Genomic DNA, 16,063 nt, shown 5'->3' on the forward strand with positions numbered 1-16,063 from the left:
TACAGTGTTGAGGTAAACCTAGTATTTATTTTACATGTACGTCTACATCCACATTCATTCCTGGTCGAAGCAATTTTATTTTTTCAGGATCGTTTGATGCGTCCAGACTAATTTTTACTGGCAAACGTTGAATGGTTTTTACAAAATTTCCTGTAGCATTATCAGGCGGAAGTAATGAAAAACGAGATCCTGTTGCAGGTGAAAATGAAGTTATGGTTCCTTGAAATAAATAACCAGGATAGGCATCTACTTTTACGGTTACCTTTTGACCTTTAACCATTTTGTTCAATTGCGTTTCTTTAAAATTAGCAATTACCCAAGCTTCTTGGTTATTGATGATGTAAAATAATGATTGTCCCGGTTGTACTAATTGCCCAGGTTGAATGTCAATTTTAGATACTTGACCATCAATTGCAGCAGTTACAACCGTGTAGGTTAAGTTCAATTTTGCTGCTTCCAATTGTGCTTGCGCTTTTTTGATGTTTGCAGCGGCCACTTCGGTTTGCTTGCTTGAAACTTTTGATTTGGCAATAATAACTGATTTTTGAAAAGCAGTAGCTCGTTCTTGTTGTTTCAGAATTTTGATTTGATTTTCGGCTTCTAATTTAGCAGCAAGCGCTTGCTCGTATTGTTGTTTAGTAATCGAATGACTTTTATATAAATTTTCGTAACGGATAAAATCGCTAGAAACTCTGTCTAAACGAATTTTAGCCGACTCAATATTGCCGCCTGCAGAAAGTACGTTAGCATCTGAAACCGATATGCTAGCCAAAGCACTACCGATGTCTGCTTTTGAGACTTCAAGATTTCCTTCGGCACCAATTAATGCGGCGGTAGCTTCGTCAATTTTAAGTAAATAATCTCTTTTATCGATAGTAAAAAGCGTGTCGCCTTTTTTTACAAAATCATTGTCTTTGATGTACACTTTATCAACGTAGCCAGAAACCCTCGGGATTATGGGGTTCATATTTTTTTCAATTTGAGCATCATCAGTTTCCTCATGAGCTTGTGAATGCATGTATTTGTATGTACCATACGTCCCACCCAAAACTACCAGAGCTACAAGGATAATGATGAATTTTTTGTTTGTTTTTTTCTTTTCCATGGTAGTATAATTATTTTTGAGCTAATGTGAATGATTGTGATAACTGTCCTGTTACTGCAAGTAACTCGTAATATTTTTGGATGGTATTAGCGCGAGCCAAAGCTTTGTTTATGGTTGCATTGAGTTGCTCTACATCAGCTTCTAACAAATCGTTGGTGTCTGATAAGCCGTTGTCGTATTTGTCTTTAACAATACGGTAGTTTTCGCTAGCTTGTTCCTGAGCTTCATTGTAAACTAAGCTTTGTTTTACTGCAAGTTCATAATCTTCGATTGCTTTATGAACTTGAACTTTGATGTAATCTACAAGTAGTGCTTCATTACTTTGAACCTCAGATAATCTGTTTTCGGCTAGTTTTACCATGGTCGCATTTTTAACTAGTGCACTCAAATCGTATGATATTCCTACTCCAATATTCATTGCATTTTGAACCGTAATTACATTGCTTAGGTCTAATGCCGTGTAACCGCCTACAATTGCTAAAGTAGGGTAGTAGGCACTTTTAGCGATTTTAATGTTTGTTTCGCTCGCTTTGCTCTTGAGTCGAATGGATTGTAAGTCCTTACGATTTTCGAGTGCTGGTAGGTCATTGTCAGGGACATTATTCATTTGAAAATCAGCAAAATCAGCTTCGCGAATTTCAAGTTGCGTATCCGGACTTAATTTTAAAAGTGTGGTTAAGTAAAAATTGATTGTCTTTAAATTATTAGAAGCTTCATCTAATGACAACTGTATTTTAGAAACTTGTAACTTGGCTTTCAATAAATCATTGCGAGGAATGATTTCATTTTTTTCCAATTCAATAAAATCTTTTACACGCTGCTTGGCACTTTTTTGGTTTTCCTTTAAAAGTTCAATTGTTTTTTGAGCTTTGTATAGGCTAGCGTAATATTCAATAACACGCAATGCAACATCTTCTTTTGTTTGCAATGATGTAGCCATTTCTGCTTGGTACAATTGGTCTTGTGCTTTAATTCCGTTTTGAATTTTAAAGCCCGAAAAAACAGGTATAGCAGCCGTTATTTGACCCACCATCAATTGGTTCACTGCAGGTACTGGACCATTATTATCCTGATTTAATTTGAAATTTACTGATGCATTAGTCAATCGTTGGTATTGGCCAGACGATTTTAAGTCGGGGTATTGATTGTTTTTTGCGGCTTGTAATTCCAGTTTTTTAGACTGTACCTTTGTATTGGCAAGCGATACTTCGTTGCTTTTGTCCCAAGCTTTGTTTATTGCCTCACTTAGGCTTAAACTTGTTTTTTCTTGTGCCCCAACGGACGAAATTCCGATAAAGAACATCCCATAGAGCATGATTTGACTAACTTTCATAGATAAGAAGTGCTTTTATTGTTTGTTGAATGTGCTGGGTCAAGTTGGTTTTGATATAGTTGTTGTAAAGATCCTCTGTTTTGAGTTGAAGGAGGTTTTCAAAAAAAGGCTTATTCATATGAAAATGAAAAAATGTGCCTAAAATTGTTGGAGTTATTAAAGGTATAATGACATCCTTTCTGAAAATTCCTTTTTGTTGGCCTTCTTGAATGATAGCTTCTAACGCTTTTAAATTTCCTTTGCGCAATTCGGTAAAAACTTCAAGGTTTTGCTCTCTTTTTTTTGATGAAAATTCAAAGTGTAAAATGCGATAAATCCCTTTATTAGAACTAATTCTACTAATATAGAGTTCGATTAGTTTATTGATTTTTTCTAGAGGTTGTAAATCTTCTTGCAATAAATTTTCGAGTTGTTTTTTTAGGTCGGTTGTTCGGTAAATTAAAAGTGCTTCAAGCAAGCGCTCCTTTGAACCAAAATAATATGAGACCATGGCGATATTAATCTGCGCTAATTTGGCAATAGCACGTATCGAAGTGCCATCAAAACCTTTTTCAGCAAAAAGGGTTTCGGCAACTTGTAAAATTTGAATTTGCTTGTCGTTGAAATTGGATGTCACGCGTTTTCTTCTTTTCCTTGTACAAATTTAAACAGTTGTTTAATTTAAACAGTTGTTTAATTTTTTTTAACATGCATTTAACGCTTTTTTAGCAAGATAGAAGTCCGGATAAATTTTAAAATGAATTTTGAATTGTAAAAATAATGTAGTTCATAAATATTTGAATTCAAGAATGTTATTACGCTATATTTATTTGCTTTTAGTTTGTTGTGTCAAATTGTGAATATCTATTTTTTGGTTCTGCTTTTTTATTAATTCGAAAATTTATCTTTGACGACCTTAAAAAAAAATAGAGAAAAAGATGAGCACAATTTGGTACGAATGCAAAGTAAAATATAGAAAAACAGATGAAAGTGGTGTTCAAAAAATGGCAAATGAACCTTATTTAGTTGATGCTTTGTCGTATACGGAAGCAGAGAGCAGAATAAACGAAGAAATGTCGGCATACATCAGTGAAGAGTTTAAAATAACAACAATTAAGGTTGCTAATTACGCCGAAATTCATCCTTTTGAAAATGCGGACCGTTGGTTTAGATCTAAAGTTTCGTTACTTGCTTACGATGAAGAAAGTGGAAAAGAGCGCAAAACCAATATGTATCTTTTGGTTCAAGCCAATGATGTAAAAGAAGCGTACGATAATACGGTTACTGTAATGAAAGGTACTATGGGCGATTACACGATTCCAGCTATTGCCGAATCACCAATACTGGATGTTTTTCCTTATTTTAGTGGAGAAGAAGAAGATTTAGAAAAAATTGAAAAGTTTAATGCAATAAAAGCATCAAAGCCTGAAGTAGAAGCGGAAGTAATCGACCATATGGAATTTGTAACTGAAGAAGTTGAGTAAATTCAGAAGAGAAGAATAAAGTTGAAATGCAATCAAAAATTGTCAAAACGTACAATTTTTGATTGCATTTTTTTTAAGCTACGTAAAAAAAATAGGCGTTACTTTAATACTTTTTCAAATGCCTTTCTGGCGCTTCCTCTAAAGTAGACTTCGCCACAATAACTATAGCCTAATTTTTCAAACAAATGTAGCATGGGTAAGTTGTCAAAGTTTGTGTCGGCTTTGATGCTGAAAATATGTTGTTGCATAGCATAGTTTTCTATTTCAGTCATTATTTTTTTTGCCAAGCCTTTCCCAAGTTGTTCTTGTGCAATTGCTACACGATGAATGACTACAAAATCTTGATTCGAGAGCCATTTGCCTTCAATGGCTTCATAAGCAGGTTCATAGTTGATGATCAAAGCGCAATATCCAACTATTGTATGATTTTCTAGAAGTACAAATCCATAACCTTGATTAATATCGTTTTCTAAAACAGTAGGGTTGGGGTAGCCGTCTTGCCATTGTGTACTTCCATCTGTTTTTCGACGCACAATTGCATCGGCTAAAATTTCCCAGATAAATGTATGATCAGCAGTTGTAGCTTTTTTAAATTGATAATTGGTTGAATTCATGCTTGTATGTTTTGATTTGGATTTATCTTAAAACAAAGATTGCGAATTTTGTTTGAGGAACAAAATTCGCAATCAAGCATTACAATTCTTTTAGGACATAGGGTTTTATTGTGCGCTACTCAATTGACCTACTTTGTTCCAGTTAGGATCAACCTCTAAAGCTACAGCAACATAAACGTCTCCTTTTTTGTAATTGAAAGCAGTTCCTTTTGTCATTTCGGCATTTACTTGTTTTGGTGTTAGGTTGTAAATTGCTCCAGTAACCGGATCAATAATTAAACCTACAAGTCCACCAATCAAAATATTTCCTAAATACCAAGCATTGAATTTTTTAGTTAAGGTAGTTTGATAGTTTTTGTAACCGTCTAATTTAATTAAAACTTCGTGTTCGCTTTTACGAGAAAGTTTTATTTCGAAAGGTGTTTTTCCCACTTCAACTTCATCAACTAAAATAGTAGCTTGGCTTGGGTTACTCTCGAATTTTACATTTTGTTTTGAACCTGAAACAATAGTTGCACAGCTGGAGCATAAAAGCACAAAAGCTAAAGAGGCAGAAATAAATGATTTTTTCATTTTGTAAATTATAATTAGTTAATTTGAATTTGATATTGGTCTAGTTGAGTCACATCGCCTTGGTAAGAATAAAAATCAACTTTTATTCGGTAGCATGACGAACCAAAAAAATTAGGTTCTTTTTTTTCAGTGACCTTAATTACATTGGCTCCGTTTTGTCGTGCAATTTTACGAGCATTAATTAAATTGCTATTAAAATCACAATCAGTAGAAAAACCAGTGTCACCATACGAAGCTGTCCCTATTTTTTGTGCTCCAGAAGGGACTTCGTTTTTTAAATCAAGTATTGCTACTTTCTGGTCCATAGAAATTGGCGCTAGTTGGGTAGTGAAATTAGATTTAATACTTGCTCCACAACTAACTAATGCTAGAGTAATAGCACTAAGAATTAATTTTCGCATAACGTTTCGTTTCAATTTTTCCGTAAATATAGGTGATTTGTCGTACACGAAAAATAAAATTTATTAAAAAGGTGTTGACTCTTTTTTATACTTTTTGTCTTGCTAAATTTTGCTTTTCAAAGACATATCTGTCTTTCAATAATGAATAAGTTTGTTAAGTAATCAACGGTTCGTGATCCGCCATGCTTGCAGTCTAAATTCTTTTCTGAAGATTATCGCTTTTAACTTGGCACTTACAAATGTCATCTTGTCATATTATTTTATGTCATTTTTAATACAAACTGACAATTTACAGAGCTGTTTTGTATTGGCATAAAGATTGACTTACGGACAGCAAGTAATATAACTGAATATACAATAAAATTAAATATATTAAAAATGGGTAAAATAATCGGAATTGATTTAGGTACGACCAACTCTTGTGTTTCTGTAATGGAAGGTAACGAAGCAGTTGTTATCCCTAACGCAGAAGGAAAAAGAACAACACCATCTATCATCGCTTTTGTTGAAGGTGGAGAAATTAAAGTAGGTGATCCTGCAAAGAGACAAGCAGTAACTAATCCAACTAAGACTATTGCTTCTATCAAACGTTTTATGGGACAAGGTTTTGGCGAAGTTTCTACTGAGGCAAAAAGAGTTCCTTACAGCATCGTAAAAGGAGATAACAATACACCACGTGTTGATATTGACGGTCGTTTGTATACTGCACAAGAATTGTCAGCAATGACTCTTCAAAAAATGAAAAAAACTGCTGAAGACTACTTAGGTCAAACGGTAACTGAAGCGGTTATTACTGTACCAGCATATTTTAATGATGCACAACGTCAAGCTACTAAAGAAGCTGGAGAAATTGCAGGTCTTAAAGTAATGCGTATCATCAACGAACCAACTGCAGCTGCATTAGCTTACGGATTAGATAAAAAAGGTACTGACCAAAAAATTGCTGTTTACGATTTAGGTGGAGGTACATTTGATATCTCGGTTCTTGAATTAGGTGACGGAGTTTTCGAAGTATTGTCTACAAACGGAGATACTCACTTAGGAGGAGACGATTTTGATCAAGTAATTATTGATTGGTTAGCTGACGAATTCAAATCTGAAGAAGGTATTGATTTACGTTTAGATCCAATGTCTTTACAAAGAATTAAAGAAGCTGCTGAGAAAGCTAAAATTGAATTATCAGCTTCTGCAGAAACTGAAATCAACTTGCCATACGTTACAGCTACGGCTTCAGGACCAAAACACTTAGTTAAAAAATTATCTCGTTCAAAATTTGAGCAATTATCAGATACTTTAGTAAAACGTTCTATGGAGCCAGTTGCTAGAGCTTTGAAAGATGCTGGTTTAACAGTTTCTGATATTGACGAAGTTATCCTTGTAGGAGGTTCTACTCGTATGCCAAGAATTGCAGAAGAAGTTGAAAAATTCTTCGGTAAAAAAGCATCTAAAGGAGTAAACCCTGATGAGGTTGTTGCAATTGGAGCAGCTATTCAAGGTGGAGTTCTTTCTGGAGATGTAAAAGATGTATTGTTACTTGACGTTACACCTTTATCTTTAGGTATCGAAACAATGGGTGGTGTTATGACTGTTTTGATCGAAGCAAACACAACTATCCCAACTAAAAAATCACAAGTTTTCTCAACTGCTGCTGATTCTCAACCATCTGTTGAATTACACGTATTACAAGGTGCAAGAGCAATGGCTGCTGATAACAAAACTATTGGTCGTTTCCATTTAGATGGTATTCCACCAGCACCAAGAGGAGTTCCACAAATCGAAGTTTCTTTCGATATCGATGCTAATGGTATCATCAAAGTAACTGCTACTGATAAAGGAACTGGTAAATCTCACGATATTCGTATCGAGGCTTCTTCTGGATTAACTTCTGAAGAAATCGAGAAAATGAAACAAGATGCAGAAGCTAATGCTGAGTCTGATAAAATTGCTAGAGCAAGAGCAGAAAAATTGAATGAGGCAGATTCTACAATCTTCCAAACTGAATCTCAATTGAAAGAGTTAGGAGATAAAATCTCTGACGAAAACAAAACTGCTATTGAATATGCTTTAACTGAATTGAGAATGGCACACCAATCTCAAGATCTTGATGCAATTCAAAAAGGTTTAGACAATGTAAATGCAGCTTGGAAAACAGCTACTGAGGCTATGTATGCTCAAGGAGAACAAGGTCAAGGTGCTGCTCAACCACAAGGTGAAGCTACTCAAGGAGATAACGTTGAAGACGTTGAATTCGAAGAAGTAAAATAATAATTTCCAGTAGAGATAGACTTCTGTCTGTCTTTACTGTTGATTTAAAAACCGTTTGCCATTGGCAGACGGTTTTTTTTTGCCTTATTTTTTTGGAACTACTGCAGAGTGATGAAACATGGTACTGATAACTGCCGCATGCGGAAATGTAATAGCTGCTAAAAATGAGAAAAACAAAGCGTTAAACAGTTGTTCTTGCTCTGAAAAATAGTAATAGATTACTACGATACCTATTATAGAAACAAACCAGTATAAAGCTGCATTTTTACAATAATTTATAAAATTAGCAGTGGTATATGTTCCATCTAAAAAACGAATTTGATCCATTATTGATGGTATACTGTGCCAAATAACAAAGTAAATAGCAAAACCCCAAATCAAACTTGATGATTTAAAAATAATGGCATACAAAAGGATGTAAAAACATTCTTGTAGTATATTTTGGATCTGATTTTTGTTTTGCAGATAAACTACAGAGCACAAGCTTAAAAAGAGTGCTAAAACAATTCCGAATAATAAATCAAAGTATGTTGTTGGTACTTTAAGTTGGCAAATGTTTATAATAATTTCTTGAACTTGTTCTTTATGAAAAATAAACAACAGCGATAAAATGAGTAGGCCATAAATAATTTGAAAAGCAAAAGTAAACCATTTACCGTATTGTAATAGGGTTTGTTGCCATTCTTGCTCCCCAAAATGGTAGGCACTAACTAGTATGAATAATAATAGTGCAAATTGTGGTATTAAATAAAAAAGTACAATTCCGCAAAGCACCACTACTATGTAATAAGATAATACTTTTAGCCAAGATTTTTTTTGTTTATCATTTTTAATAGTTTTAATTAACATCAAATCATTCGCTCCGTGCAAGATTCCAAAAGTAAAAATTAAGAAAAAACCTAAATATATTTGTTTTGAATCTGATAGATAGGAATCTAGCCATAATCCAAAAAAGCTTGCTACCATTGCGATATTCGAATATTTGCGCATAAAAAATAATTTTTGTTTAAAATTACGCAAAAATATTTAAACAAAAATTATTTTTTGTGTTTAACATTTTCTATATTTGGATAAACAAAACCATTTAAAAACTATTATTTTATGACAAATTTTATGTTTATTTCAGGATTAGTGGGTAAATTATCTCCAACCGATTATGTTGGGTTTACCTTTTTTGTAGGTTGTATGGCCATGATGGCTGCATCAGCATTTTTCTTTTTATCATTAAGTCAATTTGATAAAAAATGGCGTACATCAGTATTGGTTTCTGGTTTAATTACTTTTATTGCAGCTGTGCACTATTTTTACATGAGAGATTATTGGGCTTCGTTTGGTGAGTCGCCAACATTCTTTCGTTATGTAGACTGGGTACTAACAGTTCCGTTAATGTGTTTAGAGTTCTATTTAATTTTAAAAGTAGCAGGAGCTAAGCAATCATTATTATGGAAAATGATTATTTATTCAGTAATCATGCTTGTAACAGGTTATTTTGGTGAGGTTGTTGCACCAGAAAGTGCTGCACTTTGGGGTGGTATTTCAGGAGCGGCGTACTTCTTAATTGTGTATGAAATTTGGTTAGGTGAAGCTTCTAAATTAGCAGCAGCAGCCGGTGGCGAAGTGCAAAAAGCACACAAAATTTTATGTTGGTTCGTGTTAGTAGGTTGGGCCATTTATCCTTTAGGATACATGATGGGAACGACAGGCTGGTACAATGGTCTAATTCCATCAGGGAATATTGATGTAGCGTACAATATTGCTGATGCAATCAATAAAATTGGATTTGGTTTAGTAATCTACAGTCTTGCTGTGAAGTCCTCTAAAGATTAATTTTCTTTTTTTATTATAATGTAGTGATGAACCGGGCTAGAAATAGCTCGGTTTTTTTTATACATTGAAAGTAGTATAGTCGAAACGCTATCTCTGATTTCTGCTAACTAATACTATTTTTCGATTAGTTATAACCTTCTGTACAAATGTGTTGTAATGTTAACAACTACATCTTTTATTATATCTTGTTATTGTTTTACTTTAAAATTTAACTATGTACTGGAGTCTTACCGATAAAAGACTTATTAGTATTTTAAATAAAGGCGAAAGATTATTTGTTTAGTATTAGACATAAAAAAAGGGGAAATGAATTGCTCATTTCCCCTTTCTCCTTTACGATTATAATTGGACTATTTTGGATCCAATGCCTCGCTAATTCTAGAAATTAAATCTTGAGTATGGTATTTACTCAAACGATCTGTCATTTGACCAGATGCGATTTTTAATTCGTTTTTCAAAGCGACCAATTGCCCTCTTGCAATAGAAGGTAAATCAGTCTGAGCTAAATTCACTCTTCTTGTATTGAAACCATAAGTTGCACCAACTACATTAGAACGAACCGTTGTAGAACCTGGTTTTAGTAATTCAATCAATTTGTCAACGTAGATTTTTTGAATATTTCTACGGTACATGTCAATTGCACCATTTGATTTCAACTCTGAGAAAATTCCTTTTTTCAAGTCTGTTACCATTTCATCTGCGCTATAATTGTCTTTGCTAGCCACAGATGTTTCCATCAAACGTACCATACGATCTCCTGCCATTAAACTTGACAAAGTAGCATCTTGCATCGCTTTAATTGCTTCAACGCCACTATCCGGGTTAATTTTTGAAAGAACATTTTGATCTAACAACCATTTTGGGGTATTGAACAATTGTGTGTTTAAGAACGAAATAGCATCTTTTTGAATACTTTTTGGAACAACTTGAAACTGATTTCCAGTCATGTCGTAGGTTTTAGGATTGTCATAAATACCTCCTACGTTTTTAGTAACGTGACCCAAATATCTTCTGAATTGTCCAGTTAAAGCACCATACAATTCATCTAATTCTGCATAGCTTTCACCATCTTCTTTAGACCAAGTTATTAGGTTTGGTAAAATTCTTTTCAAGTTTTTAATACCATATTCAGAGGCTCTCATAGCGTTGTCTCCAATATCTTCTGTTTGGTATCTCGGGTCGTAAGGACTAGATTCTGTACCAAACCACAATCTGTTGTTTTTGTACGCTTCTTTAGTCATGTTATTCAACACCGCTTTTTCTTCTGCTTCGGTTTTAGCATCTTCAAAGTAAGAATAACCCCATTTGATAGCCCATTTATCATAATCACCAATTCTTGGGAACAAGTGTTTTACATTATCTTCCGGCTGTGCTACATAGTTAAAACGAGCATAATCCATGATAGATGATGTATGACCATTTTTCTCTTGGTAAGCGGCATCTCTTAGTTTTTCAACAGGAGTTGCTGAACTAGCTCCCATGTTGTGGCGTAATCCTAATGTATGTCCTACTTCATGAGACGATACAAAACGAATCAATTCGCCCATCAAGCTGTCATCAAATTGTTTTTTTCTTGCCGCTGGATCTACTGCTGCTGTTTGTATCAAGTACCAATTACGTAACAAACTCATGATATTATGGTACCAACCGATGTGGCTTTCTAAAATTTCACCACTTCTTGGATCGTGAACATTTGGTCCGTAAGCATTTTGAATTTCAGCTGCAAAGTATCTCAATACAGAGAAACGGGCATCTTCTAAACTCATTGTTGGATCATTTTCTGGCCAGTATTCTCCGCGAATTGCATTTTTCCATCCAGCAGCTTCAAAAGCTACTTGCCAATCATCAATACCTTGTTTGATGAATTTTTTCCATTTGTCTGGAGTAGCAGGGTCAATGTAGTATACAATTGGTTTTAAAGGCTCAATAAGTTCCCCTTTCTTCTGCTTGGCAGCATCCTCTGGAGATTTAGGCTCTAAACGCCATCTAACAGCAAAAGTTTTAGTATCTGATTTTTGAGATTCCTCTTCAAACACTCCATATTCATTTGCAAAATATCCTACACGTGCATCAAATTCTCTTTTACGCATTGGTGTTTTAGGAAGCAAAATCATCGAAGTGTTCATTTCTACAGTAACAACTCCTGCATCTAAAGCTGAAGGTAGGTTTACACCAATTTGTGGAGTAGGTGTAGTGCTAATTCTAGGTGGTGTTGTAGTGAAAGTTTTTACAGTTCTAATTTCAGTGTTGATTGGGAAACTGCTAATTTTTGAAATGTATGAACGATCTTTTTGAAACGTTTGAATGTTTAACAATTGTTTCTTGATCGGATCTAATGAGAATGTTTGAACATCCGCATCAAAAGTAGTGGTCATATCAATTACGTAACCAGTAATTTTTCCGTCATTGTCTTTTTTGTAAGCAAGAACATCAAAATTTCCAATAATTGGGTCGGCAGTTGAATTTTTAACCGCTTGCGCCAACGGTTTGTCTTGATCAGGAGACATGATTACATACGTTACAGAACGCATCAAAATGTTGTTGTTTGGTCCTTTTTCAAAACGAATTACTTGGCGGTTGATTTCTTCTCCACCAAAAATTCCTCCACCTGCCGGTGTTTTTGAATAACGGGTGATAGTCATGATTTCGCCTCCTAAAAGAGAATCTGGAATTTCAAATAGGTACTTGTTGTCCGTTTTGTGAACATCAATCAAACCTTTTTGTGTGACTGCAGTTGAGTCAATTACTTTTTTGTAAGGCTTTGGTTCTTTTTTGCCTTCAGCTGGTTTAGCCATTGGTGCAGCAACGGCAGTTTTGTCGTTCTTTTTCTTTTTTTTGCTTTGAGCAAAGGTCTCAGTAGCTGAAAAAGATAAGAGACATAACATCAATAGAGTTAGTTTTTTTTGAATCATGTAATTCTACATCTTACGGTTAATAATTAGTTTTTTACCGAATTATACTAAGGATATGGTATAAATTCAGCATTAATTTTCAAATCTATTGATATATTTTCACAATTTGAGGTTTTCTAATTTCATTTATAAAACATTAACATAAATTAACACATGTAGAATCAAAATTTTTGTGCTTTTTTAGCGTGTGTACTTTCAAAAGACTAGCATTTTCTGAGTACTTTTGTTTTTCAAGCATTCATAATTTTTGCAGTTCAACATTTACATGGTTCTGTGATCAAATGGCTTTTTAAAAGTTCCGATGGAATACTAACAACGGTTTAATGAGAAAAATTAAATATAAAAAAGGCAAACGATTACAGCCTTACACGCTTGAATACACGGGAGCGCATCGAAATATTGAATCTGAGTTACAACTTTTTGTTTATGATGATAAAACTTTAGCTGAATATGAGGCTTTTAAACTAATTCATTTAGATAAATTTTTAGCAAATGATAAAGTAAATTGGTTGAATATTCATGGTTTAAATAATGTGGAGTGGCTGCAAGCAATAGGTGATTACTTTTCGATTGATAATTTTATGTTGGCCGATATTTTGAATACGGTACGCAGAACAAAATTAGAAGAAACTAATGACTGTTTGTTTTTTAATATCAAATCGTTATTGCCCTCTGAAGGTTCAGATGCAATTGAGGTGGAACAAATTAGTTTTTTACTAAAAAAAGATGTTTTGCTTTCGTTTCAAGAAAAAAGAAGCGATTTCTTTATTCATATCAGGGAGCGAATTCGAAGCCATTCAGGCTTGGTGCGCACGCGTAAAGCCGATTACTTGTTATATATTTTGCTAGATTCAATCATGGAAAATTTTTACATTACTCTCGAAAATGAAGAGGATAAAGTAGAAGAATTAATTGATATGACCAAGCAAAATCCAGATCCAATTATTTTAGAACGCATCGAGAAACACCGTGATAATTTTAACTTTTTAAAACGTTCTATCATTCCGCTTCGAGATTCTTTGTACGAAATTAAAAGTATAAAAGACGATACGGTGTTTAACGAAATTCAAGACGATACCTTCAGTTTTTTCGCGCGATTGCATCAAAAAAGTTTAGAGCTTTTGGAGCAAATTGATTCTGATATGGATACGCTAGAAAGTGCCTCTAATTTCTTTTTTTCTGCGCAAACACACAAAATGAATGAAGTAATGAAAACGTTGACCATTGTGTCTTCTATCTTTATTCCGCTAACTTTTATTGTTGGTGTATACGGAATGAACTTTGAAAACATGCCCGAATTGAAAAGTACCTACGGCTACCCAATAGTAATGGGAGTTATGTTTTTGCTGGTAATTGGTATGATCTTGTATTTCAAAAAAAGACGATGGTTTTGATATTTTTCCTTGACAAAAGATTTTAATATGTTTCTAAAAACTATAAAATGAATAAAGCAATTTACATAGCAACAAGCGAGCAAAATAGCGGTAAGTCAATTATCACGCTGGGTTTAATGAGCATGCTCATCGGAAAAACTGCCAAAGTAGGTTATTTTAGACCGATCATAGAAGATATTGAAGAAGGTGGTTTCGACAACCATATTGAAACGGTTATAGGTCATTTTGGTTTGGATATCGATTTTGCAGATGCTTATGCCATTACTAAAAGCAAATTGATTAAAAAGAAAAACAAGGGTAAAATAGGCGAAGTTCTCGATTTGATTATCGAAAAGTATAAAAAACTAGAGCAACGCTTTGATTTTATTTTGGTTGAAGGAACCAGTTTTACAGGCGAGGGCACAGTTATCGAATTGGATATGAACGTGCTCATTGCCAAGAATCTTGGAATTCCTACCATGATTGTTGGCTCTGGAGTAGGTAAAACACTCGAGGAGTTAATTGACAGTTTATATTTAGCCTACGATTCTTTTAAAGTGAAAGATGTAGAGGTACTTGCGGTAATTGCAAATAAAGTACAACCCGAGAACATTGAATTAGTAACCAACGGACTCACTAAAAATTTGCCCAAAGGTATTTTGGTCAATGCTATCCCGTTGATTTACAATTTAAATAATCCGACCGTTCAAGAAATTGTAAAAGAATTAGGTGCAAAAGTACTTTTTGGCGAAGCCCATTTGAATAATCAAACTGGTAATTTTAGTGTTGGAGCCATGCAGCTTCGTAATTATTTATTGCATTTAAAAGAGAATAGTTTGGTAATTACCCCTGGTGATCGTGCAGATATTATCTTGGGAGCCCTACAAGCCAATGAGTCGGCTAATTATCCTTCGATTTCAGGTATTGTTCTTACAGGAAATATTGTGCCTGAAATTAGTATTCTAAAGCTAATTGAAGGCCTTTCAACCATTGTGCCGATAATTGCGGTAGAGGAAGGAACCTATTACATCACCAATAAAATTGGTAGTATCAAGTCGAAAATTTACGCGAATAACAAACAGAAAATTGAACTTTCGATTTCTACATTTGAGAAATTTGTTGAACTAGATTTACTTTCCGAAAAGTTAATCACCTTTGAACCTGAAGGAATGACTCCTAAAATGTTTCAATACAATTTGGTTCAACGTGCCAAACAACATCGCAAACACATTGTTTTACCAGAGGGGAATGACGATCGAATTTTGATGGCGGCATCTCGATTGCTCGAAATGGATGTGGTAGACATTTCGATTATTGGCAACAAAAAACAAATAGAAAGTAAGGTTGCGGAATTAGGATTGTATTTTGATTTTGATAAAGTGGAAATCATAAATCCTATCGAATCCAAACATTACGAAGATTACGTAAATACCTATTACGAATTGCGCAAAGCGAAGAATGTAACCATCGGTATGGCTAAAGATTTGATGGAAGATGTTTCCTATTTCGGGACGATGATGGTATACAAAGGTCATGCTGACGGAATGGTGTCTGGTGCGGCGCATACCACGCAGCATACCATTTTACCAGCTTTGCAGTTTATTAAAACCAAGCCCAATTCATCGGTTGTTTCATCAGTATTTTTTATGTGTTTAGAGGATAGAGTTTCTGTGTTTGGAGACTGTGCCATTAACCCAAATCCTACAGCAGAACAACTGGCTGAAATAGCCATTTCATCTGCCGATTCAAGTTTGGCTTTTGGTATTGAACCAAAAATTGCTATGCTTTCTTACTCATCTGGAGCATCTGGAAAAGGTGATGAGGTCGATAAAGTTCGCACTGCTACCGAGATTGTTCGCCTAAAACGTCCAGACTTAAAAATCGAAGGTCCTATACAATACGATGCCGCCGTTGATATGGCTGTAGGCCAAAGTAAATTACCCAATTCGGAAGTGGCAGGTCAAGCAAGTGTTCTTATTTTTCCGGACTTAAATACTGGAAATAACACCTATAAAGCTGTACAAAGAGAAACGGGAGCGCTAGCTATTGGACCAATGTTGCAAGGATTAAATAAACCGGTTAATGATTTAAGTCGCGGTTGTACGGTTGACGATATCATTAATACTGTCGTGATTACGGCAATTCAAGCACAAGGATTGTAAAATGGTACTAAGGTTCTAAGTAACTAAGCGCCTTA

13 protein-coding genes are annotated in these 16,063 nt (G+C 34.5%); 5 read left to right on the top strand and 8 right to left on the bottom strand.

The features are described 5' to 3' along the window. Positions 1-25: 25 nt before the first annotated feature. The 3 genes from G9Q29_RS07735 to G9Q29_RS07745 are packed head-to-tail and all read right to left on the bottom strand — an operon-like array spanning position 26 to position 3,054. Positions 26-1,105 carry an HlyD family secretion protein gene (locus G9Q29_RS07735; protein WP_166135244.1) on the bottom strand — a complete coding sequence of 360 codons (1,080 nt, stop codon included), beginning with the start codon at positions 1,103-1,105 and terminating at the stop codon, positions 26-28. A gap of 10 nt (positions 1,106-1,115) precedes the next feature. Further along, positions 1,116-2,438, bottom strand: a complete 1,323-nt coding sequence (locus tag G9Q29_RS07740) for a TolC family protein (RefSeq protein ID WP_166135247.1) — start codon at positions 2,436-2,438, stop codon at positions 1,116-1,118. Continuing rightward, positions 2,428-3,054, bottom strand: a complete 627-nt coding sequence (locus G9Q29_RS07745; protein ID WP_166135250.1) for a TetR/AcrR family transcriptional regulator — start codon at positions 3,052-3,054, stop codon at positions 2,428-2,430. The genes G9Q29_RS07740 and G9Q29_RS07745 overlap by 11 nt, the downstream gene beginning before the upstream one ends. A gap of 301 nt (positions 3,055-3,355) precedes the next feature. Here G9Q29_RS07745 and G9Q29_RS07750 point away from each other — a divergent pair, with 301 nt between their 5' ends. Continuing rightward, the gene (locus tag G9Q29_RS07750) at positions 3,356-3,901 is read left to right on the top strand and encodes a DUF4494 domain-containing protein (RefSeq protein ID WP_166135253.1); all 546 of its coding nucleotides are present in this window, start codon (positions 3,356-3,358) and stop codon (positions 3,899-3,901) included. 98 nt (positions 3,902-3,999) lie between these two features. On the opposite strand, the gene G9Q29_RS07755 is transcribed toward G9Q29_RS07750, so the two are convergent. The 3 genes from G9Q29_RS07755 to G9Q29_RS07765 form a co-directional block, all read right to left on the bottom strand. Beyond that, complete coding sequence (locus G9Q29_RS07755) at positions 4,000-4,515, bottom strand: GNAT family N-acetyltransferase (RefSeq protein ID WP_166135256.1); 516 nt, start codon at positions 4,513-4,515, stop codon at positions 4,000-4,002. 105 nt (positions 4,516-4,620) lie between these two features. Continuing rightward, positions 4,621-5,088 carry a PEGA domain-containing protein gene (locus G9Q29_RS07760; RefSeq protein ID WP_166135259.1) on the bottom strand — a complete coding sequence of 156 codons (468 nt, stop codon included), beginning with the start codon at positions 5,086-5,088 and terminating at the stop codon, positions 4,621-4,623. 14 nt (positions 5,089-5,102) lie between these two features. Further along, positions 5,103-5,489 carry a hypothetical protein gene (locus tag G9Q29_RS07765; protein ID WP_166135262.1) on the bottom strand — a complete coding sequence of 129 codons (387 nt, stop codon included), beginning with the start codon at positions 5,487-5,489 and terminating at the stop codon, positions 5,103-5,105. Between the two features lie 378 nt (positions 5,490-5,867). On the opposite strand from G9Q29_RS07765, the gene dnaK reads away from it, so the two are divergent. Further along, positions 5,868-7,754: a molecular chaperone DnaK gene (gene dnaK / locus G9Q29_RS07770; RefSeq protein WP_166135265.1), complete on the top strand. Its 1,887-nt coding sequence runs from the start codon at positions 5,868-5,870 to the stop codon at positions 7,752-7,754. An 84-nt stretch (positions 7,755-7,838) separates the two neighbouring features. Here dnaK and G9Q29_RS07775 read toward each other — a convergent pair whose 3' ends face one another. After that, on the bottom strand, positions 7,839-8,744 hold the full coding sequence (locus tag G9Q29_RS07775; RefSeq protein ID WP_166135268.1) for a Brp/Blh family beta-carotene 15,15'-dioxygenase: 906 nt from the start codon (positions 8,742-8,744) through the stop codon (positions 7,839-7,841). A 111-nt stretch (positions 8,745-8,855) separates the two neighbouring features. Between G9Q29_RS07775 and G9Q29_RS07780 the strand changes: the two genes are divergently transcribed. Then, a complete protein-coding gene (locus G9Q29_RS07780; RefSeq protein ID WP_166135271.1) occupies positions 8,856-9,581 on the top strand; it encodes a bacteriorhodopsin-like in 726 nt (241 codons plus the stop codon). 350 nt (positions 9,582-9,931) lie between these two features. Here G9Q29_RS07780 and G9Q29_RS07785 read toward each other — a convergent pair whose 3' ends face one another. Continuing rightward, entirely contained in the window at positions 9,932-12,493 is a 2,562-nt protein-coding gene (locus tag G9Q29_RS07785; protein ID WP_166135274.1) for a zinc-dependent metalloprotease, read from the bottom strand. A 323-nt stretch (positions 12,494-12,816) separates the two neighbouring features. On the opposite strand from G9Q29_RS07785, the gene corA reads away from it, so the two are divergent. Together corA and pta are read left to right on the top strand one after the other, a co-directional pair. Then, complete coding sequence (corA, locus tag G9Q29_RS07790) at positions 12,817-13,887, top strand: magnesium/cobalt transporter CorA (RefSeq protein WP_166135277.1); 1,071 nt, start codon at positions 12,817-12,819, stop codon at positions 13,885-13,887. A 47-nt stretch (positions 13,888-13,934) separates the two neighbouring features. Next, on the top strand, positions 13,935-16,028 hold the full coding sequence (pta, locus tag G9Q29_RS07795; RefSeq protein ID WP_166135280.1) for a phosphate acetyltransferase: 2,094 nt from the start codon (positions 13,935-13,937) through the stop codon (positions 16,026-16,028). Positions 16,029-16,063 lie beyond the last annotated feature (35 nt).

This window comes from Flavobacterium turcicum (assembly GCF_011365745.1).
GTDB classification, from domain to species: Bacteria; Bacteroidota; Bacteroidia; order Flavobacteriales; family Flavobacteriaceae; genus Flavobacterium; species Flavobacterium turcicum.

Coding starts and splice junctions, on each gene's coding strand:
- G9Q29_RS07780 (WP_166135271.1), top strand. CDS start 8,856: ATGACAAATTTTATGTTTATTTCAGGATTAGTGGGTAAATTATCTCCA.
- G9Q29_RS07775 (WP_166135268.1), bottom strand. CDS start 8,744: ATGCGCAAATATTCGAATATCGCAATGGTAGCAAGCTTTTTTGGATTA.
- G9Q29_RS07760 (WP_166135259.1), bottom strand. CDS start 5,088: ATGAAAAAATCATTTATTTCTGCCTCTTTAGCTTTTGTGCTTTTATGC.
- dnaK (WP_166135265.1), top strand. CDS start 5,868: ATGGGTAAAATAATCGGAATTGATTTAGGTACGACCAACTCTTGTGTT.
- pta (WP_166135280.1), top strand. CDS start 13,935: ATGAATAAAGCAATTTACATAGCAACAAGCGAGCAAAATAGCGGTAAG.
- G9Q29_RS07735 (WP_166135244.1), bottom strand. CDS start 1,105: ATGGAAAAGAAAAAAACAAACAAAAAATTCATCATTATCCTTGTAGCT.
- G9Q29_RS07755 (WP_166135256.1), bottom strand. CDS start 4,515: ATGAATTCAACCAATTATCAATTTAAAAAAGCTACAACTGCTGATCAT.
- G9Q29_RS07740 (WP_166135247.1), bottom strand. CDS start 2,438: ATGAAAGTTAGTCAAATCATGCTCTATGGGATGTTCTTTATCGGAATT.
- G9Q29_RS07765 (WP_166135262.1), bottom strand. CDS start 5,489: ATGCGAAAATTAATTCTTAGTGCTATTACTCTAGCATTAGTTAGTTGT.
- corA (WP_166135277.1), top strand. CDS start 12,817: ATGAGAAAAATTAAATATAAAAAAGGCAAACGATTACAGCCTTACACG.
- G9Q29_RS07785 (WP_166135274.1), bottom strand. CDS start 12,493: ATGATTCAAAAAAAACTAACTCTATTGATGTTATGTCTCTTATCTTTT.
- G9Q29_RS07750 (WP_166135253.1), top strand. CDS start 3,356: ATGAGCACAATTTGGTACGAATGCAAAGTAAAATATAGAAAAACAGAT.